Origin of the sequence: Methanolobus sp. WCC5, assembly GCF_045690325.1 — an archaeon.
Lineage (GTDB): Archaea > Halobacteriota > Methanosarcinia > Methanosarcinales > Methanosarcinaceae > Methanolobus.
Map to the genome: position 1 here is coordinate 2,163,211 of NZ_CP146981.1, position 23,456 is coordinate 2,186,666.

The 23,456-nt window shown below is 44.6% G+C and carries 25 protein-coding genes, 2 tRNA genes and 1 other RNA gene; 14 read left to right on the forward strand and 14 right to left on the reverse strand.

The window, feature by feature from the left end; genetic code table 11:
• Window positions 1–52 precede the first annotated feature (52 nt).
• From cbiM to V7O64_RS10530, 6 genes are all read left to right on the forward strand, one after another.
• Complete coding sequence (cbiM, locus tag V7O64_RS10505) at window positions 53–673, forward strand: cobalt transporter CbiM (protein ID WP_407355354.1); 621 nt, start codon at window positions 53–55, stop codon at window positions 671–673.
• Between the two features lie 36 nt (window positions 674–709).
• Window positions 710–1,129, forward strand: a complete 420-nt coding sequence (locus V7O64_RS10510) for a hypothetical protein (RefSeq protein ID WP_407355355.1) — start codon at window positions 710–712, stop codon at window positions 1,127–1,129.
• Between the two features lie 37 nt (window positions 1,130–1,166).
• Window positions 1,167–1,925: a cobalt ECF transporter T component CbiQ gene (gene cbiQ / locus V7O64_RS10515; protein WP_407355356.1), complete on the forward strand. Its 759-nt coding sequence runs from the start codon at window positions 1,167–1,169 to the stop codon at window positions 1,923–1,925.
• 2 nt (window positions 1,926–1,927) lie between these two features.
• On the forward strand, window positions 1,928–2,860 hold the full coding sequence (locus V7O64_RS10520) for an energy-coupling factor ABC transporter ATP-binding protein (protein WP_407355357.1): 933 nt from the start codon (window positions 1,928–1,930) through the stop codon (window positions 2,858–2,860).
• Window positions 2,861–2,915: 55 nt separating this feature from the next.
• On the forward strand, window positions 2,916–4,547 hold the full coding sequence (locus tag V7O64_RS10525) for an ABC1 kinase family protein (RefSeq protein WP_407355358.1): 1,632 nt from the start codon (window positions 2,916–2,918) through the stop codon (window positions 4,545–4,547).
• A gap of 93 nt (window positions 4,548–4,640) precedes the next feature.
• Entirely contained in the window at window positions 4,641–5,240 is a 600-nt protein-coding gene (locus V7O64_RS10530) for a class I SAM-dependent methyltransferase (RefSeq protein ID WP_407355359.1), read from the forward strand.
• A 43-nt stretch (window positions 5,241–5,283) separates the two neighbouring features.
• Here the strand turns inward: V7O64_RS10530 and rpl12p are convergent, their stop codons facing one another.
• From rpl12p to V7O64_RS10570, 8 genes are all read right to left on the reverse strand, one after another.
• Entirely contained in the window at window positions 5,284–5,592 is a 309-nt protein-coding gene (gene rpl12p, locus V7O64_RS10535) for a 50S ribosomal protein P1 (protein ID WP_407355360.1), read from the reverse strand.
• Window positions 5,593–5,645: 53 nt separating this feature from the next.
• A complete protein-coding gene (locus tag V7O64_RS10540) occupies window positions 5,646–6,674 on the reverse strand; it encodes a 50S ribosomal protein L10 (RefSeq protein WP_407357323.1) in 1,029 nt (342 codons plus the stop codon).
• Window positions 6,671–7,312, reverse strand: coding sequence for a 50S ribosomal protein L1 (locus V7O64_RS10545; protein WP_407355361.1), 642 nt, complete (start codon window positions 7,310–7,312; stop codon window positions 6,671–6,673). The genes V7O64_RS10540 and V7O64_RS10545 overlap by 4 nt, the downstream gene beginning before the upstream one ends.
• A gap of 153 nt (window positions 7,313–7,465) precedes the next feature.
• Window positions 7,466–7,951, reverse strand: a complete 486-nt coding sequence (locus tag V7O64_RS10550) for a 50S ribosomal protein L11 (RefSeq protein ID WP_407355362.1) — start codon at window positions 7,949–7,951, stop codon at window positions 7,466–7,468.
• Between the two features lie 48 nt (window positions 7,952–7,999).
• Window positions 8,000–8,467, reverse strand: coding sequence for a transcription elongation factor Spt5 (locus V7O64_RS10555; RefSeq protein ID WP_407357324.1), 468 nt, complete (start codon window positions 8,465–8,467; stop codon window positions 8,000–8,002).
• Between the two features lie 2 nt (window positions 8,468–8,469).
• Entirely contained in the window at window positions 8,470–8,652 is a 183-nt protein-coding gene (locus V7O64_RS10560; RefSeq protein ID WP_407357325.1) for a protein translocase SEC61 complex subunit gamma, read from the reverse strand.
• Between the two features lie 220 nt (window positions 8,653–8,872).
• Entirely contained in the window at window positions 8,873–9,982 is a 1,110-nt protein-coding gene (ftsZ, locus tag V7O64_RS10565) for a cell division protein FtsZ (protein WP_407355363.1), read from the reverse strand.
• 54 nt (window positions 9,983–10,036) lie between these two features.
• On the reverse strand, window positions 10,037–11,437 hold the full coding sequence (locus V7O64_RS10570) for a D-aminoacyl-tRNA deacylase (RefSeq protein WP_407355364.1): 1,401 nt from the start codon (window positions 11,435–11,437) through the stop codon (window positions 10,037–10,039).
• A gap of 344 nt (window positions 11,438–11,781) precedes the next feature.
• On the opposite strand from V7O64_RS10570, the gene V7O64_RS10575 reads away from it, so the two are divergent.
• Both V7O64_RS10575 and V7O64_RS10580 read left to right on the forward strand, forming a co-directional pair.
• Window positions 11,782–12,408 (forward strand): MBL fold metallo-hydrolase, encoded by a 627-nt coding sequence (locus V7O64_RS10575; RefSeq protein ID WP_407357326.1) that lies wholly within the window; start codon window positions 11,782–11,784, stop codon window positions 12,406–12,408.
• Window positions 12,409–12,423: 15 nt separating this feature from the next.
• Complete coding sequence (locus tag V7O64_RS10580; protein WP_407355365.1) at window positions 12,424–12,750, forward strand: ribonuclease P protein component 4; 327 nt, start codon at window positions 12,424–12,426, stop codon at window positions 12,748–12,750.
• Here the strand turns inward: V7O64_RS10580 and V7O64_RS10585 are convergent, their stop codons facing one another.
• The 3 genes from V7O64_RS10585 to ffs all read right to left on the reverse strand — a co-directional run bounded on the left by V7O64_RS10585 (window position 12,751) and on the right by ffs (window position 13,541).
• Window positions 12,751–12,984 (reverse strand): hypothetical protein, encoded by a 234-nt coding sequence (locus V7O64_RS10585; protein ID WP_407355366.1) that lies wholly within the window; start codon window positions 12,982–12,984, stop codon window positions 12,751–12,753.
• Between the two features lie 99 nt (window positions 12,985–13,083).
• Window positions 13,084–13,168, reverse strand: a tRNA-Ser gene (locus V7O64_RS10590).
• A 58-nt stretch (window positions 13,169–13,226) separates the two neighbouring features.
• An RNA gene (gene ffs / locus V7O64_RS10595) (signal recognition particle sRNA) lies at window positions 13,227–13,541 on the reverse strand.
• Window positions 13,542–13,703: 162 nt separating this feature from the next.
• Between ffs and V7O64_RS10600 the strand changes: the two genes are divergently transcribed.
• Entirely contained in the window at window positions 13,704–13,943 is a 240-nt protein-coding gene (locus tag V7O64_RS10600) for a transcriptional regulator (RefSeq protein ID WP_407355367.1), read from the forward strand.
• A 61-nt stretch (window positions 13,944–14,004) separates the two neighbouring features.
• Here V7O64_RS10600 and V7O64_RS10605 read toward each other — a convergent pair whose 3' ends face one another.
• Window positions 14,005–15,381: an RAD55 family ATPase gene (locus V7O64_RS10605; RefSeq protein WP_407355368.1), complete on the reverse strand. Its 1,377-nt coding sequence runs from the start codon at window positions 15,379–15,381 to the stop codon at window positions 14,005–14,007.
• Window positions 15,382–15,476: 95 nt separating this feature from the next.
• On the opposite strand from V7O64_RS10605, the gene V7O64_RS10610 reads away from it, so the two are divergent.
• Window positions 15,477–15,620 (forward strand): hypothetical protein, encoded by a 144-nt coding sequence (locus tag V7O64_RS10610; RefSeq protein ID WP_407355369.1) that lies wholly within the window; start codon window positions 15,477–15,479, stop codon window positions 15,618–15,620.
• 5 nt (window positions 15,621–15,625) lie between these two features.
• Here the strand turns inward: V7O64_RS10610 and V7O64_RS10615 are convergent, their stop codons facing one another.
• A complete protein-coding gene (locus V7O64_RS10615; protein ID WP_407357327.1) occupies window positions 15,626–16,405 on the reverse strand; it encodes an ATPase domain-containing protein in 780 nt (259 codons plus the stop codon).
• A 567-nt stretch (window positions 16,406–16,972) separates the two neighbouring features.
• On the opposite strand from V7O64_RS10615, the gene V7O64_RS10620 reads away from it, so the two are divergent.
• From V7O64_RS10620 to V7O64_RS10635, 4 genes are all read left to right on the forward strand, one after another.
• A complete protein-coding gene (locus V7O64_RS10620) occupies window positions 16,973–18,970 on the forward strand; it encodes an S-layer protein domain-containing protein (protein WP_407355370.1) in 1,998 nt (665 codons plus the stop codon).
• Between the two features lie 166 nt (window positions 18,971–19,136).
• Window positions 19,137–19,637 carry a hypothetical protein gene (locus V7O64_RS10625; RefSeq protein ID WP_407355371.1) on the forward strand — a complete coding sequence of 167 codons (501 nt, stop codon included), beginning with the start codon at window positions 19,137–19,139 and terminating at the stop codon, window positions 19,635–19,637.
• 106 nt (window positions 19,638–19,743) lie between these two features.
• Window positions 19,744–19,852: transfer RNA gene (locus V7O64_RS10630), tRNA-Met, on the forward strand.
• 222 nt (window positions 19,853–20,074) lie between these two features.
• On the forward strand, window positions 20,075–22,807 hold the full coding sequence (locus tag V7O64_RS10635) for a DNA-directed DNA polymerase (RefSeq protein WP_407355372.1): 2,733 nt from the start codon (window positions 20,075–20,077) through the stop codon (window positions 22,805–22,807).
• On the opposite strand, the gene phoU is transcribed toward V7O64_RS10635, so the two are convergent.
• Window positions 22,804–23,454 carry a phosphate signaling complex protein PhoU gene (gene phoU / locus V7O64_RS10640; protein ID WP_407355373.1) on the reverse strand — a complete coding sequence of 217 codons (651 nt, stop codon included), beginning with the start codon at window positions 23,452–23,454 and terminating at the stop codon, window positions 22,804–22,806. The genes V7O64_RS10635 and phoU overlap by 4 nt on opposite strands.
• Window positions 23,455–23,456: the final 2 nt, after the last annotated feature.

Consider the following 23,456-nt stretch of genomic DNA (forward strand, 5'->3'; position numbering starts at 1 on the left):
CATATAGATTTAATAACAATTCATATCTTATCTTAAATATGAGGTTTCAATTATGCATATTTCAGATGGCGTGTTGTCTTTTACTGTCATTGTTGCCGGTTGGGTAATAGCGCTGTCTCTGAACGGCATTATTATCTGGCGTTGCAAATACAGGCATGATATGGCTGCAGAGATCCCAAAGGTCTCCATCATGACAGGTGCTTTTTTTGTTGCTTCCCTTGTTCATGTGTCCATTGGTCCTACAAGCGTACATCTCCTGCTGAATGGTCTCCTTGGTGTTGTTCTTGGTATCATGGCCTTTCCTGCAATGCTGGTGGGTCTCACTTTGCAGTCTTTCCTTTTCCAGCATGGTGGTATCACAACTATCGGTATCAATAATGTGATGATGGGTGTCCCGGCCCTTCTTGCGTATCAGGTGTTCAGGTCGGGATACCGTAAAGGTATAAACCCTTCATTTTTAGGTGCATTGGGCGGTGCTCTTGGGATATTCCTCTCAGGCATTTTTCTGGCTTTGATGCTGATAAGCACAGGGGAGGAGTTCCGTGCTATAGCATATGCAGTGGTGATGGCACATATTCCTGTAATGGTCATTGAGGGTATCATTACAGGTTCTGTTGTGACTTTCATCCTGAAAGTGAGGCCTGAGTTGTTGTCACTGGATAAGGAGGCTTAAAACATGGGTTCTTTAAAGATAGTAAGGATTTTAGTTTTGCTAAGCGTAATCATGGCTCTTTTGATGCCGGCAGTTTCTGCACATAGGGTATATGTCCAGGAAAGGATCACAGAGGTTGAGATCAAGGCCTGGTTTGGTGGTGGGGACCCTATGGCAGATGCAGATATCCTGATCTTTGGTATCAAAAATGGTGAAGAAGAACTTTATATTGAAGACAGGACAGACTCAAATGGCATGTATTATTTCACCCCAAAACCTGGTGTGTCTGAATACCGGGTAGTTGTGTCTGAAAGTGGTCACAAGAACGAAAAGGTCTTCAGCCTTACAGGTGATGCCGGGGTTAGTGCAGAAGCGGAATTACCACTGGCTGCAAGTATCGGGGCAGGTTTTGGATACATTCTTGGGATTGCCGGTATTGCGCTGTATTTCTCCTCACGGAAAGCCAAAACCGAATGAGTAAGAGGATCCTATTTTAGTTAGAAGGTGGTATTTTATGGAATATCCGGAGATAGACGCATTCGCATCAATGGACTCACCTATCCACAGATTCGATCCCCGCGCCAAGATAGTGTCCTTTACTTTCCTTATTTTCTCTCTGGTCTTTGTGGAGAGCATCAATGTGGCCCTACTGGGATTTGGGTTATCTGTTGCCATATTGCTCATATCAGGGATACCTCCGGGGTTTGCCATGAAGCGAATACGTATGGTGTTCTTTTTCCTTTGCCCTCTATTATTGATCATGCCCCTGACAGTTGAGGGCACAGAAATTGTTGCCATTTCCGCAATTCCTGTTTCGCTGGAGGGTTTTACATATGCTTCACTGATAATCATCAGGGCCCTTGCTGCAGTTACACTTGCGGTTACAATGCTTGCAACTACCCGATTTGACATGACCATGAAAGCACTGTATGCCTTAAAGGTTCCCGGTACACTTGTACAGATGCTTATGTTCACCTACCGGTACATTTTTGTAATAACCGATGAGTTCAGCAGGATGTGGGAATCGATGGAATGCAAGGGTTTTACACTGAAGGCCAATTACCATGGTCTTTCTATATTCGGCAACATTCTTGGTATGCTTATAATCAAAAGCTATGACCGTACAAACCGTGTATATCAGGCAATGGTCTCCAAGGGGTATACAGGCAAGCCAAAAACCCTGATCCATCTCAAAATGAGTGCAAAAGATTATGCATTAAGTACATGTATCATGGGAATTGCTATTCTTGTTCATGCTTATCAGCTGGTATAATTATGGTAGATGCAATTAAGGTCGAAGGTCTAAGTTATTCATACTCGGACGGAACAACTGCTCTGGAGGATGTAAATCTTACTATAAGCGAAGGTGAAAAGGTTGTTATAATAGGTCCTAACGGAGCCGGAAAAACCACTTTTTTCCTTCATCTCAACGGCACCATCAAAAATCCGCAAGGCAATGTTTCTGTTTTTGGAAGGCCGATCTCCTCCATGAGGATAGAGGACAGGATCCATCAGGTAGGTGTTGTATTCCAGGACCCGGATGATCAGCTTTTCATGCCAACAGTATTTGATGATGTTGCTTTTGGTCCGGTAAATATGGGTCTTGATGAAGAGGAAGTTGAAAGGCGTGTATATGTGGCTCTTTTAAAAGTAGGTCTTGAAGGTTTTGAGAAAAGAGTTCCTCATAATCTTAGCTACGGGCAGAAAAAGCGAGTTGCTCTTGCATCGGTACTTTCAATGGAGCCAAAAGTGCTTGTGCTGGATGAACCCACGGCAAACCTGGATCCAAAAAGCCGTGCAGATTTCATAGACCTGATCAATGACCTTAACGAGCGTGATGGTATAACCACGATAATTGCAATGCATGATGTCAATGCACTTCCGGTGCTTGCCAACAGGGTCTATGTACTGAACCGCAGGATAGTTGCTGAAGGGTCACCGCGGGAGATCTTCTCTGACTGGGAGCTGCTGAGGACAAATAGTCTGGAGGCACCGGATGTTTTTAAACTCTTCAAAGTACTGAACTGTTTTGGTTATTCCTCAGATGATCTTCCTTTGTCTTTTGATGAGGCGGTTCAGATCCTTACAAAGACTATCGAGGGTAAGGAGGGGCATATTCATCTGCATATTCACGAGCACACACATAAAGAGCTGTCTGATGTGATACATTCGTACAATCATCATCGTGATAAAGGGAACATAAAATAATAATAGGAAAATAATATCATAACCTATATCTAGTAACAGGTTAAATAATAGTGTGATGTTCAGGAAAATCCGCAGGTATATCACTATTCTCAGGGTATTCTCAAAATACAATCTTTTCAGTCTTCTGTATAGTGAGGTCAACCAGTATTATGTTTCCAATCGGAGGACTCCCTGTGTACTGGATGTTAAGAACAGGGAGAATGCAGTAAAACTTAGAAAGGCCCTGGAGGAGCTTGGTCCTACTTTCATAAAGCTTGGTCAGATCCTGAGCAAAAGACCGGATATAGTTCCTGCAATCTATATAGAGGAGCTTGGCAATCTCCAGGATAATGTTAATCCTCTTGATTTTGACACTATGAAAGTGGCATTTGAGGGCTTCAGGTGTAGTATAGGTTCAGAGCAGATATCAGAGAGTCTGGAAAATCCGGGTTTCAACATACTGGACATATTCGACGAGTTCAACACAGAACCAATTGCCTGTGCTTCTATAGCCCAGGTATATGAGGCGGTGCTTAATGGAAAGAAGGTGGCTGTGAAAATAACAAGGCCTAACCTGATAGATACGATAAACCTCGATCTTGCAATACTGGATGATTTCAAACCTCTTATTGTAAGGCTTATCGGGCTTGGGAGCAATTTTGATATCGGTGCCTTCTTTTACGAGTTCAGGGAGCTGCTCAACCGTGAACTTGATCTTAGTAACGAGGCCAGGAACATCAAACGTTTCCAGGAGAACTTTGCAGATGTAAAGGAAGTTCATGTGCCAAATATCTATGATGAATATTCAAGTGAGAATGTCCTTGTCATGGATTATATGGAAGGAGTAACTATACGGAAGCTCTCACAGGTATCTCCTGAAAAGAAAAAATGGTATGCAAAGGTTATCAGTACCAGCTACCTCAAGCAGGTGTATATAGACGGTTTCTATCATGCAGATCCGCATAGTTCCAACATAATACTCCAGGAAGACGGCATTGCCTATATTGACTTTGGAGCTGCAGGGACAATTGATGATGAGCTGCGACGCAATATGCTGAACCTTTTCTATGGTATCTACAAGAAGAGGGGCGATGTTGTCTTTGAGGCTTTCCTGAAAATAACTGGCATAAACAGGGAAGATATCAATGTCAGGCGTTTTAAGCTGGATCTTGATGATATTATCTCTAAACAGAACTATTCTGCAGGTGAAAGGCAAAGTGATAACTATGCCACACTGGCTTTAAAGTACAACCTTTCACTCCCAAGTGAGTTTTCAACTCTTGAAAGAGCGCTGATACTTATAGAGGCAAACTGCCTTGAGCTTGATCCTAAGTTCAATCTGCTGGAAAATGCAAAACCAGTGATCACAAAAGTTCTGATGAAACGTTATTCTCCATTTGAAGCGTTTGAATACCTTCAACTGGAAGGGGACAGGTATCTTGAGATCGTTAAGAACCTGCCCGAGGGTGTTAATGATGTCATTGAGACCATCAGGGGTTACAGGATCGAGCGGCTGGAAAAGAAAAGTGATGAGATAAGGAGGTACAGGACCATTGATTCCATTGCAAAATATGTTTTCCTGTTTGGAATCCTGGTTTCTTCTACATATCTGGCTGTAAACGGGGATGGCTATCTTCCGTTTATGGGTACTGGGGGTTTTATCATTGCTATACTTCTTTTTGGGATTATGTTCCTGAAAAGATCTTAGGGTCAATGGATCTTGTTTATGGTTCGCTAATCAGAGATATCTCTGGTCGGGGGTGTTGAGGTAAATCACAAAAAAGGAAACGATTTTGGCTGGTTGTTCGGAGGCAAACACTATGATATTTTCGCTACGATTCTTGGTTTTGGAAAATCCTATTATGAAAAGGTAGCCAGTGTTCTTCCTCTGGAAGAGGGGATATGTGTCCTTGATATAGGGTGTGGTACGGCATCAGTGGGAATTGCCATCTCAGAGAATCTGGGAGGTAATGTATGCATACATGGACTGGACCTTTCCGGTGTGCAGCTGGGATATGCTGCTTATAAGGGCAAAAAGATGAAAGTATCTGTGAACCTCTATAAGGGCTCCATGGATATGCTGCCATTCGCTGCCGAAGTGTTCGATCTTGTTGTAAGCTCTGTGGCATTTTGTGAAACAACATCTGATGTGCGCAAAAGCGCTATCCGGGAAGTTTCAAGGGTATTGAAAGACGATGGATATTTTGCTATTGTTGACTGTTCAAAGCCCATATTTGGATTAGATACTGTAATGATGCTTCCTTTCTTTATGTTCAAGGAAAATGCAGATAGCTGGAATAACAATTATCCGGATATTTGCAGGGAGAACGGCCTTGATCTTGAAAAGGATGTATACCTGAAATCCTATGTGAAATGTCAGTTATTCAGAAAACACTATTAAAAAAAGAAGATGTTGTCCGCACCATGGCGGACATGAAGTTTTTTTATCCGAAGAGTGCTCCAAGACCGGCCATGCCGTTCTCTTCTGAGTGGTCTTCTTCCTCAGCAGGTGCTTCTTCTGCTGGTGCCTCTGCTGCTGCTGCTGCAGGTGCTGCTGCTGCTGCGGGTGCTGCTGCCACTGCTGCAGTTGCCATTGCTTCCTCAATGTCGACTCCGTCAAGGGCTGCAACCAGTGCCTTTGCACGTGCATCGTTTACTTCTACGCCTGCTGCCTGAAGTACGGCAGTAACTGTTTCTTCTGTAATGTCTTTACCTGATTTGTACAGTAAAAGTGCTGCATATATGTATTCCATGTAATATCACCTTTTATTTATCAATATAAGTTATGTAGTCCGTTAAATCCTGATCATCCGAAAAGCGCTCCAAGGCCGGCCATGCCATCCTCTTCAGAACTCTCTTCTTCTTCCTCTTCTTTCTCTTCGACGACTTCCTCTACAGTTTCTGTTGCAACGGCTGCCGCAGCACTTGCGGCTGCACCGAGTGCTTCTTTCAGTTCATCGCCAACTGCATCTTCATTGTTGGATGCAGCAAGAGCTGCAACTGAAAGCATCTCAGACTGGGCTTTACCAAGCAGTAAGTCGACGATGCCTGGTTCAAGAACAACTGCATTGACACCGAGATTGCGTGATTCTGTTGTAGCCTTTGCAATGAGTGCCTTGATGTTGTCTGCAGTCGGATATGCTGCAAAGACTGACAGGTTGAATGCCTGTTGCGTTGCCAGTACGATATCTGAGAAGTATTTCTCTTCGTCAATGGCCAGTACGTCCGGTGTGAATACCAGTCCGTTCTCAAGGGTGGCTCTAAGGTCTAAGCCAACTTCCATTGGGTAGATCTCAAGTCTTGTAAGCATTGCAGCCAATTTCTGGGAAACTGCTTCTCCTTCTTTTGCGACGGTCTTTGTTTCCTTGACCACTACCTTTCCAGCATCAATTGCCGCAGGTATACCTGCTGCCTGCATTTCTCCAAGTATGGGTCCAGGCGGGAATGATGTAGGTCCCTTTTGCACTACAATGTCGCGTGGTGCGATCGTACCTGCTTTAATAGGGGAAGGAGTCTTGCTTTTTTCCAGGGTTTTGTACAGTTTGAAAGGATTCTGTTCGGTAAAAACGAGAGCTGTCTGCACGTCGATGTACTTTTCCATCTCCTGTACATCACCTGACTCTGCAAGTGCCCTTTTGATAAGGGTGTTCCTTGAGACTTTCAAAACAGCATTATCCTTAAGATCCCTTCTCATCTTCTGAAGTTGCTTTGCAGGGATACCTCCAATACCGACGACACCAAATATCGGGTATTTCCTGATGAGTTCCTTTATATCTTCAACTTCATCCTTCTTCCACTGTGGGATGTGGCTGCTGTGGTGTTCTTCGTCCATTATAGCACCCTCACTGATTTACCCATGGTGGTTGTAACATAAATAGCTTTTATGTTGTGTTTGCCTTTGTCAAGGGACTGCTCCACTCTGCTAAGGACTGCTTCAATGTTATCTGCAAGTTTCTGGATATCCATGTCCTTGCGCCCGACAGCTACATGGAAAGTGAGCTTGTCCTTGGATCTGATCCTTATAGACCCTCTTGCGCTCTTGATAAGGTCTGCCACATTCTTTCCAGGTGCCAGTGGTGCAGGCATCTTGCCTCTGGGTCCCAATATGGCACCAAGGTTCTTACCGATCTGTGCCATGTACTGAACCTCAGCAATGAAGAAATCGCATTCATTTGCAATTGTTCTTGCACGTGCCTTGTCAGCACCGATCTCTGCAAGGTCCTCTTCTGAGAATACATAATCTGCGCCAGCTTCTTTTGCCTGGAGTCCGACCTCACCTTTCGCAAAGACTGCGATCTTAAGGTCTTTCCCACGACCGTGTGGAAGTAATATCTCTATATCAACACGGTTTTTAGGCTGACTCATATCCAGATTCTTTAAGTTTATTGCAAGGTCCACACTTTCCTGGAACTTCCTCTCAGGTGAATCCACAAATAACTTTTCAATAGCTTCTATTATATTCTTGTCTGCCATTCTTTACCTCCCGTAGTGCGAACTATATGTTCAGGCAGGACCGCTTCGGTCTACTACGGCTGTATCTAGAGTACAGGTCCAAAACCTGGCTCTGTCTTTGGTGGCACACCAATAATATGTATCACTTTTATACTTATTGGTCAAAGCATGGTGTTACCATGCTTCCTGTGCCAACGCATCGTCGAACTGTCCCTCATCGATAGCTTTCTGGCATTCCTTTGCAGGCATACCTTCTGCTGTGATTCCCATGGGGACACAGGATCCGAGTACCTCTTTGACAGCTGCCTTCAAGTCGTATGAGAGAATATCATCCTTTTTCATACGGGCTATCTTTGCTGCCTGTGCGATGGTAAGATCTCCTACTATCACGGTTTTAGGTTCTCCGGATCCTTTCTGGATTCCGACTTCCTGCATAATAAGTGCTGACGTTGGGGGAGTTCCGACCTCTATCTCAAAACTCTTATCATCTGCAACTATTACTTTAACAGGGACTTGCATCCCGTTATAATCTTTTGTCTTTTCGTTGATCTTCTCAATAACATCTTTTATGTTAATTCCAAGAGGACCTAATGCCGGACCAAGAGGTGGTCCGGGATTTGCCTTTCCTCCCGGGACCAATGCTTCAACAACATTTGCCATTTGAATATCACCATTGAATTATGAATAAATATTAAGCTCTCTAAGCTCTCAGGTTTTTTCTTCCTCGTCTTTCCTGAGGACTCTTACAGTATCACCACGGATAGTTATAGGTATCGGTACGACTGCATCGAACAGTTCCACAGTTATTTCCTCATGGCCTTCGTCAACTCTCTTTACGCGAGCTTTCTCTCCCTTGAACGGACCTGAAGTGATCTCTATAATTGCACCTTCTGAAATACCGGTTACTGTAGGTTTTGGTGTCAGGAAGTGTGATATCTCCTCGATGGTGGATTGCCCTTTCACCAATGCACGTGCATGGGGAACTGTCTGTATTGACTCTTCGACATCTCCCGGGGAAACCGCTTCTATCAGGACATATCCTTTCAGTTCATCCGGAGCAAGGATGGCCCTGATGTCCAGGTGGTCTTTCTTTGCAACCTGTGTTATCATATTTGCGACTGAACGTTCCTGGTTTGCAGTTGTTTTCACGACAAATATCACAGATTCGGCTGTCATGATCACACCCATTTAGGCATCTCTACCAATAATAAGTATATAAGGAATCCTACAAAACCAATAACCAGGATTCCCAGTCCTGCAACCTTGGAAATGGTGAGGAACTCCTCTCTGGATGGTTTCTTTGTAAGTTTGAGGACCCTTAGATATGTCTTCAGGGATTGGTTAATGCTATTACCATTGATTTTACTTAGATTGAATGAATCTTCTGCCAAAGTACTTCACAACCGGTTATGATCATTTATATTGCATGCGTATTCTTTGAAGTCGCGATTATGTCAGAACATTACTGTCTGCTAATCTGTAGCGCCACGTAAACAACGTCTTAAATAAAATACCTTTCGATTGGATCGCGACAATATGCAATCCAATCAGCAGGTCATTTTGTTAACAAAAGGAGAAGTTCTATTTAACAAAATCGATTCCGTATTTCCGGGTCACATTCTTGGCCCCGCCATGGCCATATATCTGCGGGGACCTGACACCTGTCACTACGATCATGGTGCGTACTGTATGTTCGAGCTCATCATTGACCTGAGCTCCCCATATGAGCCTTGCTTCAGGATCGATCCTGCTGTATACTTCCTGTACTACACTTTCAGCCTCGGCAATTGTCATGTCAGGTCCGCCTATTACGTTGACAAGTGCGGATGTTGCTCCGGATATATCTACATCAAGAAGGGGACTGCGAAGTGCTTTCTGCACAGACTCGACTGCCTTCATTTCTCCGTCTGCCTCTCCCAGGCCTATCATTGCCACTCCGCCGTTCTGCATAACGGTTCTGACATCTGCGAAGTCAAGGTTTACAAGTCCGGGTTTTGTGATAAGCTCTGTGATACCTTTCACTGCTCTCATTAGCACTTCATCCGATACTTTGAATGCGGCCTGAAGCGGAAGTCTTGGGACCACTTCAAGAAGCTTATCGTTAGGAACTACAATGACCGTATCTGCAACCTCTCTTAATCTTTCAAGTCCGGCCTCGGCATTTGTCCTTCTGACCTGTCCTTCCACACTGAACGGGAGGGTAACAACAGCAATAGTAAGTGCTCCTGCATCCCTTGCAGCTTCAGCAACTATCGGGGCGGATCCGGTTCCGGTACCTCCTCCAAGTCCGCATGTAATGAAAACCATATCGCTTCCACTTACTGCAGCAGCTATCTCATCAACACTTTCAAGTGCTGCATCTTCCCCTATCTGGGGGAGGCTGCCTGCACCAAGGCCCCTTGTCTTTTTCCTTCCTATGAGGATCTTCTGGTCCGCCTTTATATTCAGGAGGTGCTGTGCATCGGTATTCATTGCAATGAATTCTGCACCCTTTATTCCTTCATCGACCATTCTCTGCGTACTGTTGGAACCGCCACCGCCACAGCCAATGACCTTTATGTTGGTATGTAACTGGCGTAGCATCTCCTCTAATTCTGCATTTATGTCTTTGTGCTCCTGGCCTGCGGCCGGACTGCGAAGACGTGTCTCCTGCTCAGACCTTGCCAGTGCCTCTTCTACTATGGATCTCATTCTTTTTCTCCCTCAAATGAAAATCGTATTTTGGATTACAGGTATGAATATTATTTATATCTGATTGGACAGTCTGATTTCCTTTATTCTTTTTTTGTGGACCATGTAAGGTTCAATTGTCCTTCCTTCGGTAACAATCCTGTTCCCTTTTGCAAGTTCTCCTAACAGTGGTCCTGCCGGGACTCCTAATTCCTTTGCTGCTTTTGGATCGAATTTTTCCCGAACTATATAAAGTATATTCTCATCAGGAATATATTTAATTTCATAATGCTCTTTTAGTATTTTAATGCATTCATTTGTGACGTTCTGCATAGCAGTTTTCATTTCCTCTTCAATACCCAGTACGTATCTGGATATCGTTCCGTTCTGTTTTTCTATATAGGTCAGTGTCTGCCCCTCAAGTATGTCAGTCGTCCTTTTACGGTCTGCACTGATGGCTTCCTGAAGTAAGTCCTCGCTGACCGTACACAAGGACAGCTTTGGTACTTCCAAATCAGGATCCTGCCGGAAAGCCTCTCCTATTAACAACCTTAATGATTCAGTGATCCTGAATCTGCCTTGCGGGCATAATTTATCACATTGGTCTTTTATTCTCATGAAAGACTTCCATGGAATGCCTTGCATTTCTTTGATCTCGCTTTCTCTCAGTGTGGGATATCCGAGTTCTTCAATGATGCAGCTTAGCCTTTCCCTTTCTTTTGAACTCATGGATTTCCTGTCAAAATAAATAAAATCAGCATTTGATTTTTCAAAAGCCTGCATGATCATGCTTTTATCGACATTTGGCAACTGGTGGTCTGGGAAATTATGACCGAACGTAACATCTGTTTCCAGTATCAGTCCGGTCTGTCTTGCAGCATAATGTCCTCCTCCAAAACCAATTCCAACAGGTACATTTTCAGGATAAGCTTCCAGTATTGCCCTTGCAACGATATCTCCCGCTGCCGGATCTGTCCACTGTTCATCTGAACTGCCTATCTCTGCATAGACCATGGGTGTTCTCATTTCTGTGGGTCCATGATGGGTGGACTCCATACTGACTGTATATTTTGTATCCTTTGCCATTCTTTCCATGTTCTTTATTATGGAACGCATTATCTTTGGCGCAGGTACTGACAGTTCGCACGGCCTTCCTCCAAAATCCGCATCTTTTGTGTTTCCTGTGAAATGAGCAGTAAGCACTGATCTTCCATCCATGCTTTTGTGCTTTGATGCCACTATTATCAGATCAGTATCAAATCCGAAAGAGGCCATTTTATCGTCAATTCTGTCCTGGTATATATGATGTTCTCTGATCTCTATTATCCTGTGCTGCGGGTTTTCGTGGACAGACACAAGCGACTCCCAGTTCTGGGGGATATTTTTCAGTTCCTCCCACCGGGCATGCCTGAGCAGGTGCTCTTTTATGTTCTGGCTTGCTCTGTCTGCAGTTGAACAAAGTATGTTCGTCTTCATGCCTTTCCTGGTCCTTTCATGTTTATATGATACTGTTTATCTGACAAGATCAACACTTTTCTTTTCCGGCTATGCTATATATCTGCTGCTATCATCAATGCTTTTGTTTCATTCTTATACTCGTATCTTTTTATCTTATAGTTGTCTTTCTTCTCTCAGTAGCTTTAAAGCATATTATGCTGTCATCTGATGTATCGGCTTTGATGTTCACCTAATTAGAGCAGGATGCCACTGTATTCATGCGGTGGCAGTTGGCATATTATATTCTCAATATAGTCACTAAATAAAGAACCATTGACATAGGACGTGATATTCTGGATAGCATAACAATTGATGGTGTTCTTATCAAATGGCTTGGAAATGCAGGTTTCATGATAAGGGGCAATGGAATGGTCATCTACATCGACCCCTGCAATATAGCGGGCAATGTAGCGGAGGATGAAATGGCAGACCTGCTTTTTATCACACATGAGCATTTCGGGCATTGTGATCCTGAGTCTATCAGGATGGTCCGCAAATCGGATTGCACTACTCTTATACCGGAGAATATGAGCCTGCAGTTCAGGGGGGATGCAAGGAGAGTTATGGCGGGTGATTCCCTTACGGGTGATCTGAGCATCAAGGGAGTGGATATTGAGGTGCTTGCTACATACATGTCCTGTGAGGGTGTCAGATCCCCGGGAGCTGGCGTAGGTTATCTCTTTACATTGGGTGGTTCAAAGATATATCATGCAGGGCATACATGTGCGATCCCTGATGTGGGGCTGCATTCGCCGGACATAGTTCTGATTCCCATCGGTGGGCACATGACCATGGACGAGGCACAGGCAGCAGACGCAGTATCCTCTATATCCCCGGGCGCGGTGATACCCATGGGTTATGATTCTGATGAAGACGGCATGTCTGCAGCCAGGGAGTTCATGTCCATTATGGAAGAAAGATCTCCGGCTACAAGGGTGGTAATCCTTTAAAGAAGGGGCATACAGATGGCAAAATCCAGAAAGAAAAATAAGGCAATATCAAGGGACATTGCACAGGAGAGGATCGGGTACCTGTTCGAGCTGGCAAAAAACGAGCTTTCACAGGATCCGGCCAGGAGCGAAAGATATGTTGCCCTTGCAAGAAAAATAGGTATGAGGCATCGTGTTAGTATACCTGCAGAACTGAAGCGGAACTTATGTAAAAAATGCGGGTGTTTACTTGTGCCAGGTAATAACTCCCGGATACGCCTTAAAGATGGCCGCATTACTGTGACCTGCCTCAGATGCTCTGAGGTTAAAAGATATCCATTCAGGCCATCAAAAACAGAGTGATCATCCGTTAATCCAGCTTATGAGCCTCATTATTAAGTAGGCTACAGTGAACATTATTATCCCTGACCCTACGTACAGGAATATATTCCTCATGACCACTTCTTTTTTCGAACCAGCTACGATCCCAAAGCCACCGCAGCAGCCTCCTGTGCTGCAGGATGAACATGTTTCTTCTTTGTTTTCAGAGCAAGGTATATCATCTTTTAGTAGTGGAATGTTTGTTTTCTCAGACATTATGGTATCCTCTTTTGTCCTTTATCACTATTAGGTCCTTTGCCTGCAATTAATGCGATAATGAATACGATAAAAAGCCTGATAGAAAAGTAAGTGCTACGACGAGGGGGGGATTCGAACCCCCGAGATGCATAGCATCACAGGATTAGCAATCCTGCGCCATACCGGGCTTGGCTACCTCGTCACAGTTAGTGTTCGTTCCTAAATGCAATCCAGCTATTTAACGTTTTTCCAGGTTCAAGTGGCAGGCACGCCTGAAGTCGTTGTCTTTTCCATGATCAGGTGGTCTGCGATCTCTTCTCCACCCCGCAACCCTCCAAGCGACAATTGTCTGCGGTTGGTCTGCTCCCTTCCGGGCCTGAACTGGTTCTCACAGTTAAGATACAAAGACAAGCTTTCCAGCAAGCCCTTATATCAACGTCATCCAAGCAGGACGGGGCTTCTCAGTTGGGATCACAGGTTTGAAAATGGTCCAAACATCTTCCTCAGGCTTCGTCTCCCGCATATCGGCGATTTCGGGTTACAGGTAACGCCGGCCTACCCAGACTAGCCTGCCACCCTAAGATATGCATTACAGGTAATAAAAGTATCCTTTGCATTATCGTCCCCGGACCATTGCTCAGATATCTGGTATGTCTGATATGTCTAATATCCCTGATATTGTAAAATATGTAAAAGTAATTATAGCATGCAGTCCAATGATGTAATGGAGGCAGAATATGGAAGAATTGATAGGATTTGTGACAGGTAACAAAAATCGTCAGAAATTGCTTTCTCTGTTAGGTTCCAGACATGAGCTGGATGCTGAAAAGCTTGCCCGGAATATGCATATTGCCCGCCCTTCTGTGGATAAGATAGTCGAAGAACTGATTGAAAAAGAACTGATCATGCAGGAAAATGATATGTACCGACTGACCGATCTTGGAGAGGCTTTAGAGCGCAGGGTCCAGAGCATTTGATCTTATCTGCCTGGTCTCATTTTTCACTTTATTTTCTTATTTATCCCGGAAGCATATTTTCTTATATCAGGGTGTCTGTCCTTAGTTTTATTCCGCTTTCTGTGATGGCATATTCCTTTACTGAACGTTTATGCTTTGTACCTCTTGATTTGGTAACGCACATGTATCTTCGGTCCCTAGCCCGTGAATTGTGCAGTATGAGGACTGAATCCATTATGGATGCTGCGTCCAGTTTCTCGTTTCCGGGGCATTCTGCAGGTGTAGTATCTGTTGTGAACAGGGAAGTTATGTTATGACTTTTAAGGTAACTTGTCATTGAATGCAGATACCCTCTAAGTTCCAGCTTGTCAGGTATGGATAGCTCCAGGTGGTTGGTTCCGTCAAAGAAGACCCTCTTGATGTTCTTTGTTTCAATCGCCTCCCTGATCCTGGCAGCATGCTCTGCAGGGTATATATCACTTGGATTGCTGCAGATAAAATGCAATAGTTCATCATCGATGTAGCGCTGCAGGTCCCATCCCATGTGTTTTGCATCAAGCAGCATCTGATGTGGTGTGTCCTCAAAAGAGACTACGATCCCCGGTTCATTGTTCTCCAGGCCGTGTAGTAAGAATTGCAATCCGAATATTTTCTTTCCGGTTCCCGGGGTTCCGGCTACCAGAAGGCTGTTGTATCTGAGAAGTCCTCCCTGGAACATGCTGTCAAGACCTGGAATGCCTGTTTCCACCCTTGTATCGTCCATAATGATCTCCTTTTTGGGTTTCAGGTGTGGATAAACGGTAAAGCCGGTGGAATTGATGTCGTACAGGTACTTACGTGAAGTTATCTCTGACCGTTTTCCCGGATCAATGCCTCTCATTTTGATGAACTCCATGTGGTGGTCAGCTCTTGAGCTTCTCTCATCCCTTGTAAGATAGATTATGCCATCTGAGAGGTGACTTATTACGGAATTATGAAGCTCTGACTTAAGGAGCTCACCACAGAGGAACGTGAGCATATTTTGTTCCTGTAGCATGGAGTCAAGTGTGTAGAAGAACCTTCGTTTTTCCTGTTCGATAAATCCGAATCCCAGGGGGGTTATTGGGTCGATTACCAGCCTGTCCGGTTTGACAGATTCTATTATATTCCCTATCTCTATCAATGTTGTCAGGGGGTCTTTCTCGGCAATTTGCCTGTTTATTGGATGCATCTCAAATGAGTCTTCAAAGAAATCAAGTGTGGAGTTGTATACTTTCAGTTTTTCGGCGCTTTCTGTCGTTATGGGTATGTAGAGTGCCTTTTCCCCTTTCAGGGAGGCGCTTGATAGCATCTGGAGTGACATTATTGTCTTTCCCACACCTGCTGTTCCTGCCACCAGGATCGTTGAGGGTGACACCAGACCTCCCAGTATTGTGTCAAGTCCTTTTATTCCGCATAAGATATGTTTTAACTTGTCCATTCTATCTTCTTTTTGGATTTTGCTTCGATCAGCCGGTTAAATTTTATTCGTTAATTTAATATACATTTTTATATAATTAACTGTTGGTGAATCGGATGAACTACAGATGCCCCGAATGTGATGGAAAGATGAATCGATGGAGATACCCTGTTCTTAAAAGGTATGATCACTTTGGCCGCACGCTTGCAATATACAAATGCGTGGAATGCGGCCATGAAGAGATGTACCCGGACCATTGATCCTGTCAGAACATGGAATATACTTCTTCGTGCGGATGAATTACAAACCCGCCGGGGGTTATGTCGTAGGGATGGATCTTCTTGCTGTGGTCCGATCCCCTCATTTTGTATATTTCCATACTCCGCATCCTTACATTCTCATGTCTTTTATAGTATAGTACTATGGTACCATCGGTGACGAAATTCTCCACCCCGAATCTTGAGGGCTTTGAATCGTCGATAAGCTCACATGTCATCATGGAGGTAAGCCCTATCACTTCCAGGGTGGTGCTGAGCTTGAGGAGCTCTATCCTTATCTTTGCAGGGTCCTGCAGATAGAAGCTTACCGATGTAGTTGAGTCTATAAGTGCCCTCTTAGCGTTGATCTCTTCCTGTGTTGCGATTATCTGGTCCATCATTGACCTGATGTCAAAGGGTCGCACATCAACATATTTTTCCTGTGAGGGTATACCTATCTTGGTGGAACATGCATCAATGATCACGAGCTTGTTCTCGTCCTCAAGTGCCTGCAGGTCCCATCCGAACTTAAGGACGTTCTCCCTTATCTGCTCAGGTCTTTCCTCGGTTGCGACAATGATTCCGTTCTCGCCATACTTTGTTATTCCGTTGTAGATGAACTGTATGGAAAAATTAGTTTTGCCTGCACCGGATGTGCCGGAGATGAGGTAGGTCCTGTCCCGCATAAGTCCTCCTCCGCATAATTCGTCAAAACCCGGGATTCCCGTCTTGACGCGATTTGCTTCATCTTCCATTGATATCTCTTCAGAAACTGCACCATCAAACATCTTATTATTACTCCTTGTGATCAGTGATTCTCTCATTCTGGTAATGCGGATTGAAAATCTTATACTTATGTACTTATTATACTTACATACTTATTATACTTACATCAGACTTTTATTTTATGTCTCTTTTATGTTCTCATATATATAAATATGTTGAATTATTTCCAGTACCATTCGTTGCTGCAACGAATTTATATTAATGCTTTACTATATCCCTGTCTGTCATGAAAGTTAACACATCGTCCCATATCGACGATCTGTTAACTTCAGTTATGTATTTGACTGTTTTTTCTCTATCAGTCCCCAACAAGTTCGACATTTACCGTCAATTGCATCGGTGTTTGCCATTGCAATGCGATAATAGTTCAAAATTGGACCACAAAAGATTTAAAACGGCAATTGTGTAATAGAACACTTGTAATCCAATATGACGGGATTAGGAGGGTGATGAAGTCTCCTTCGGCAATAGACGAATAATCTTTGTCTTTTGTCAGAAGACAATAAAGCAAAAGTTGCTTTATTCCCTGATTCTCACTCTTTTATCAAGAATAAATACGGAGGAAAATAATGAAAAGATTTACGACAATCGCCATGATTGCTCTTCTTGCACTTGCAGCTTTAGTAGTGCCTGCAACTGCAGCAGTGCAGTCCGTGGAGGTGCGCAGCAGCGTATATGATTTAACAGATTACCCTGGTGCACCAGTTATCACGATAACACCAACCGAATTTGCAGGTTTCTGGTATAATCTGGACAGCGATCTTTCCAGTGAAGAGATAGAGCTGACTTTTGCCAGCAACACAACAAGAACTATCGCTGAAGATGCTCTTGTATACAATACAACAATCCAGCAGACTGACTATGAAGCCGATTTCGATGACGAACCCGGAGCAAGCAACACCGACAACACTACCTATCCTGTGATCGGCCTGTTTGCAGAGAAATATGTACCTCTTGACGATGATGAGGCAGACGAGCTTGTAAAGCTGCTCCTTGACACTGATGACAAGTACACCCTCAGAACCGGTTCCGCTCTCCAGCTCGCAAACGGTTATGAGCTCACTGCAAAACAGATCGATGTTGAAGGTAACAAGGTCTGGATGGAGCTTAGCAAGGACGGCGACTTCATAGAGGATGAAGTACTGGATGTCAGCAATGGCGCAGTCACCTGGACCTATGATTCTGATGTAGGCGACAAGGAAGATGTCATTGTATTCAGGGCACACATTACCCAGGTTTTCCAGGGTCAGGTAGACAGCCTTGCAATCATTGAAGGTATCTGGCTCATTGACTACGAGAACATCCTTACCATCGAAGATGAGGACAAGTTCGGCAAGCTCGAAGTAAGCAGTGTTAGTGGCGGCTCCATTGAATTGGTGAACTCTAACTCTATCACACTCAGCAAGGACAAGGTCGTCGACATTGCAGAAGGCCTTGCATTCAAGGTTGCAGACGATAACGATGTAAGATTCTATCTTATGAAGGAATACACCGCTCCTGGCACATATGAAGTAAGGGGAAGTGTAGCAACAGGTGCTGACACCTGGACATCTACGGAATTTGCAGGTTTCTTCTACGATCTTACTGATGACATAGGTACTGAGGAATTGGAAGTTGTAACAGCGGTATCCGGAGCATCCAGAACAATTGACAGTGGTGAACTCCTGTATAACACCACCATCGCACAGGCAGACTATGCTGCAGATTTCGATGATGAACCCGGAGCAAGCAACACCGACAACACCACATATCCAATAATTGGTTTCTTTGCAGAGAAGTATGTATCACTCGATGACGATGAGGCAGATGAGCTTGTAAAGCTGCTCCTTGACTCTGATGACAAGTACACTCTCAGGACCGGTTCAGCTCTTCAGCTCGCAAACGGCTATGAACTCACTGCAAAACAGATCGATGTTGAGGGTAACAAGGTCTGGATGGAATTCTCCAAGGACGGCGACTTCATAGAGGATGAAGTACTGGATGTCAGCAATGGTGCAGTTACCTGGACCTATGACACCGATGTAGGCGACAAGGAAGATGTCATTGTATTCAGGGCACACATCACCCAGGTTTTCCAGGGTCAGGTAGACAGCCTTGCAATCATTGAAGGTCTCTGGCTGATCGACTACGAGAACATTCTAACCATTGAAGATGATGACAAGTTCGGCAAACTCGAGGTAACTGGTATAAGCGGCAGCACCATCAATATGGAGAGCTCAAGCGCAATTACCCTCAGCAAGGGCAAGGATATCTCAATTGCTGAGAACATGTACTTCAAGGTTGCAGACGACAACACTCTCAGATACTACCCATACGTTGAGCTGACAATCGCCGGTGACGGTGTAACTCAGCCAGACGATGAGGAGCCTGTAGAGGAGCCTGAGACACCTGTAGAGGAGCCTGAGACACCTGTAGAGGAGCCTGAGACACCTGTAGAGGAGCCTGAGACACCTGTAGAGGAGCCTGAGACACCTGAGGAAGAGCCTGCAGAGCCATCCCCAGGATTTGAGATCGTCTTTGCAGTAGCTGGTCTCCTTGCAGTCGCATACCTTGTCAGAAGGAACTAAAACAGATAAATGAATAGACAGAAGGGATCTTTCCCTTCATACTTTCTTTTTTTCAGATAGATTTTTGAATAGCTTTAAAAATTATGAATAGCTTAGGCGCTGTTTTCATTTGAGGTTTTAACAGATGAAATTGAATATCCATTTAATATCGTGTATTGCAATTATCATGGTAGTTCTATCCCTTTCCGGTTGTGTTGGCAATGGTGAGATAAAGGGAACTATGTCTGGTGTGAATGCTGCTGATCTTGTGTCGTTGGAAGATGCCTCTGGTTTTGAGTTCCTTGGGCAGAGGATGCTGAGCGCTGAAGATGTCAGCAGGCAGTATGTGGAAGTTTCAGGCCTTGTAGACGGGGCAGAAGGATTCTATCAGGCTGATGGTGTGGACTTCTATATCCATGCAATGGAATTTGGCAGCAGCTCTGAGGCGGAGGATTTTGTGGGGCAGTATAAGGCAACTTTCAAACCACTTTCCTCAGGTGAGCGTTTCGTTGAGGAGTCATTTAATGGCCATGGCGCTACCCGCATAACCACCTCAACAACATTTAACGGTAATCCGGTTGCCAGGTATCATTATATATGGAGCAACGAACACTTTGTAATTGTCGTGGGCGGAAATTCGGCTGATCCTGCTTATATAAGTAGTCTGGCTGAGGCAACAGGATACTGACCTCTGCAATCTCTTTTTTTTTATGATGTATTTTGTAAAATGAGTATGTAATGGGCTTTTCAATCGATATGCTTTAATATGACTTTGCCCTTTTACATGCTGCACTGCCCGGATAGCCTAGTTGGTTGGGGCGCCAGACTCATAGGGTAATTTAACCGTGCGTCCAAATCTCCTGAGATATCTGGAGGTCGCGTGTTCGAGTCACGCTCCGGGCATTTTACTTTTTTGCTCTTAATGGTTTTTTGATCTTCGGGCTCTTTAGAACACCTTATCAATGATTTGTGAACCGCAGATAAACACAGATGAAAAATATCTGCGTGCATCAGCGTTTATCTGTGGTTTATCAATTTCAATAAGCATCTAGGTTAGATTTTAGGTAAATTCTTCAAAACATCTTTAACGCAAAGCATATATGCTGCAAACCTGTAAGGTAGGTCATGGACTTTCAGATACTGGACGCTGATTACACAGGGACTGAAGATGGCCCTGTGATCCGTCTTTTTGGCAGGGCTGAAGATGGCAGAAGTGTCTGTTGTTTTGTACCCGGATTTGAGCCATATTTCTATGTCAATGCAGAAGGTGAGCTTGACAAACTGGCAGTCATGCTTAAGGAGCGCTTCGATGTGATCAGAAAAGTGGACATCGTAGCAAAGTTTGAACCCATAGGGTACCAGCTGTCAAAAAAACCCATGCTGAAGGTCACTACCATGGAGCCAAGGAACGTTCCGGAGATAAGGGACGATGTCCTGGCACTTCCGGGTGTGACTGATATCTATGAAACGGATATCCTTTTCAGGAACCGTTTTATGATAGACAGGGGTCTGCACGGTATGGGCTGGGTGCGAGCTGAAACAAAAGTCGTGCAGTCCCATGGTCCGGTATCAGAAGAAAATATATATTGTGATTCGATTTTTACCGCAGAGTCCCTTGAGGAAATTGAAAAGCTGTCCATTGCTCCTCTGAAATACCTCTCGTTTGACATAGAGTGCCTTCCTATAGATGGTTCCATGCCGGTTCCTGAAAGCTCTCCTGTGATAATGGTCAGCATGTCCTTCAGTCCTGCATTCAGGGGTCATGACACGCTCGTCCTTGTTTCAAAGAAGGTAGAAGGGGCTGGTGAAGATGTTAAGGGCCTTGACAACGAGACCCAGATGCTTAACCGTTTCTTTGAGATATTCCAGGAATACGATGCTGATATAGTGTCCGGGTACAATATCAATGACTTTGATATCCCTTACATCGCAGACAGGGTTGCCATCCTGGCCGGCTCAGGGGAAAATGTAAAACCTTTTGTGGGTCGTGACGGCAGGGTGCTGAGCTACCGCAGGATAGGCAACAGGACCATGGTGTCCATTCCCGGAAGGGTTGTGGTGGATGCTCTTCCAATGCTCAGGAGCCAGTACAGCCTGAAGCGCTACACTCTGCGCAACGTCTCAAAAGAGCTCCTGGATAAGGAAAAACTTGATGTAGCACCGTCGGAGATGGAAGAATACTGGAAAGATTCAGGCGAGAAATTACTCAAGTTCATAGATTATGCCCGCAGGGACTCCGAACTTGCCATGGAGCTGTTCCTGAAACTGCAGCTTCTGGATAAGCATATTGCAGTAGCGCAGGTAAGCGGTTCCCTTCTCCAGGAGGTAGTGGACGGGGGACAGACGTCCATGGTGGATAATCTCCTGCTTCGTGAGTACGGGAAGCAGGACCGTGTAATTCCTCCAAAACCCAGCGATGAGCTGGTGGGCATGAGAAACCGCGGCAGCGAAGGTCTCAAAGGTGGTGAGGTGCTTGAGCCGAAAAAAGGCCTTCTTGAAAATGTGGTCATACTTGACTATAAATCACTTTACCCTACCATCATGATGGCACACAACCTCTGCTATACCACGGTTGTGGAAAAGGACCGCCCACAGGGCGATACAATAAAGCCACCTTCGGGTGGGGAATTCGTTCCTGCGGATGTCTCAAAAGGCATAATGCCTTCCATCCTCGAGAGCCTGTTGCAGCGGAGAGTTGAGACCAAGAGAAGAATGAAAAAAGCCTCCAATGATTCAGAATATCGTGTGCTTGATGCTACTCAGCTTGCCCTTAAGATATTACTGAACAGTTTTTACGGATATTCGGGTTATACCCGGGCAAGATTATACAGTCTTCCCCTGGCAAATGCGGTAACAAGCTTTGGGAGGAACAACATTCTCAATACCAGGGCACTTATAAACGGTACAATAAGTAAGGTCATCTTAAGGGATGGCAATGCCTTTTTCACAGAAGAGCTATCTTCCCTTGATCCGCAGGATAATATTGTGTCCCTTTCAGTTGTATACGGTGACACAGACAGTGTATTCGTCCAGTGCAGTTCCAAAAAGGGTATATCTCTTGATGACGCCGGGCTTGTTGGAAGCAAAATAGCTGCCATGGTCTCTGCTTCACTTCCTGATCCCATGGAGCTTGAATTTGAATCGATTGCTAAGCGCGCACTTTTCATTGCCAAGAAACGCTATGCAATATGGGTTTTCGAACCATCCGGTGATGGCTGGAAGGACGGCATCAAGGTCAAGGGAATGGAAACCGTTCGCCGGGACTGGTGTGAACTTACTTCCAAGACCCTTAACAGGGTCCTTGAACTGGTGCTCAAGGAAGGTAATGTGGAGGCGGCTGTACAACATGTGCGCAGCGTTGTCGATGGTGTGAGGAACCTTGATGTAAGAAAGGATGCTGAAATAATAGAGGACCTTACCATGACCCGCATGTTCTCTAAAAAGGCTACCAGTTATAAGAACAAACAGCCTCATCTGACAGTTGCGGAAAAGATCGAACGCCGGACGGGTTCCCCGCCTCCTGTAGGAGAGCGCATACCATTTGTTATTGTGGCAGGCAAGGACCTCTTTGTGAACCGTGCTGAAGATCCGGAATATGTAAAAGAGAACAATGTGCCCATCGACGTGGACTATTATATAAAGAAACAGGTTTTGCCCCCAGTCGAGAGGATCCTGGGTGTATTCGGGGTTGATATGGCAAACCTTGACTACGATTCCAGACAAAAAGGCCTCTTTGACTTTTCAGACGATCTGCAGGAGCCCTCTGTTAAAAATCTGCGGAAAAAAGAAAAGGAGATTCAGCCGCAGCAGCAGGTATGTGAAGATAAGAAGTCCCAGAGCTCCCTTTTGGACTTCTAATTCAGGTTTATTCTTTTTCCGGATGCGATGTAAACCACACTTTCACATATATTGCATGCGTGATCACCAATCCGTTCAAGATAGCGAAGTGTGAACAAGAGGTGGGATGCATTGGTAATGATCTCTTTATCTTCTATCATCATCCCGATCAGTTCCTTTTCAGTTGCATAGAATATCCTGTCTATCTCATCATCTCTTTTTGCAGTGGACTCTGCCAGGTCAATGTAATTGTTCTCAAAGGCTATCATTGCCTGTTCAAGCATGTTCTCTGCGATCTCTGCCATCCTTGGAATGTCTACAAGTGGCTTGATATGTTCTCCCTCTATCTTTTCGGTTATCTCTGCGATATTGACAGCAAGATCACTCATCCTTTCAAGATCGATAGCTATCTTAAGGCACGAAGTAACAAATCTCATATCTCCTGCAGTAGGGTTTTGAAGTGCTATTAGCTGGGAGACACATTTTTCTATCTTTAATTCGTACTCATCAATTACCTTATCTCCCTGAATGACCGTTCTTGCCAGATCAAGGTCCAGCTCTTTTAAGGCTTTCATGGAATTGCCCAGTGATACCCGGGACAGTTTTCCCATTTCTGTAACATTGCTCTTCAGGATGCCAAGCATTTCCTGATACTTAGTGCGTGTCATAT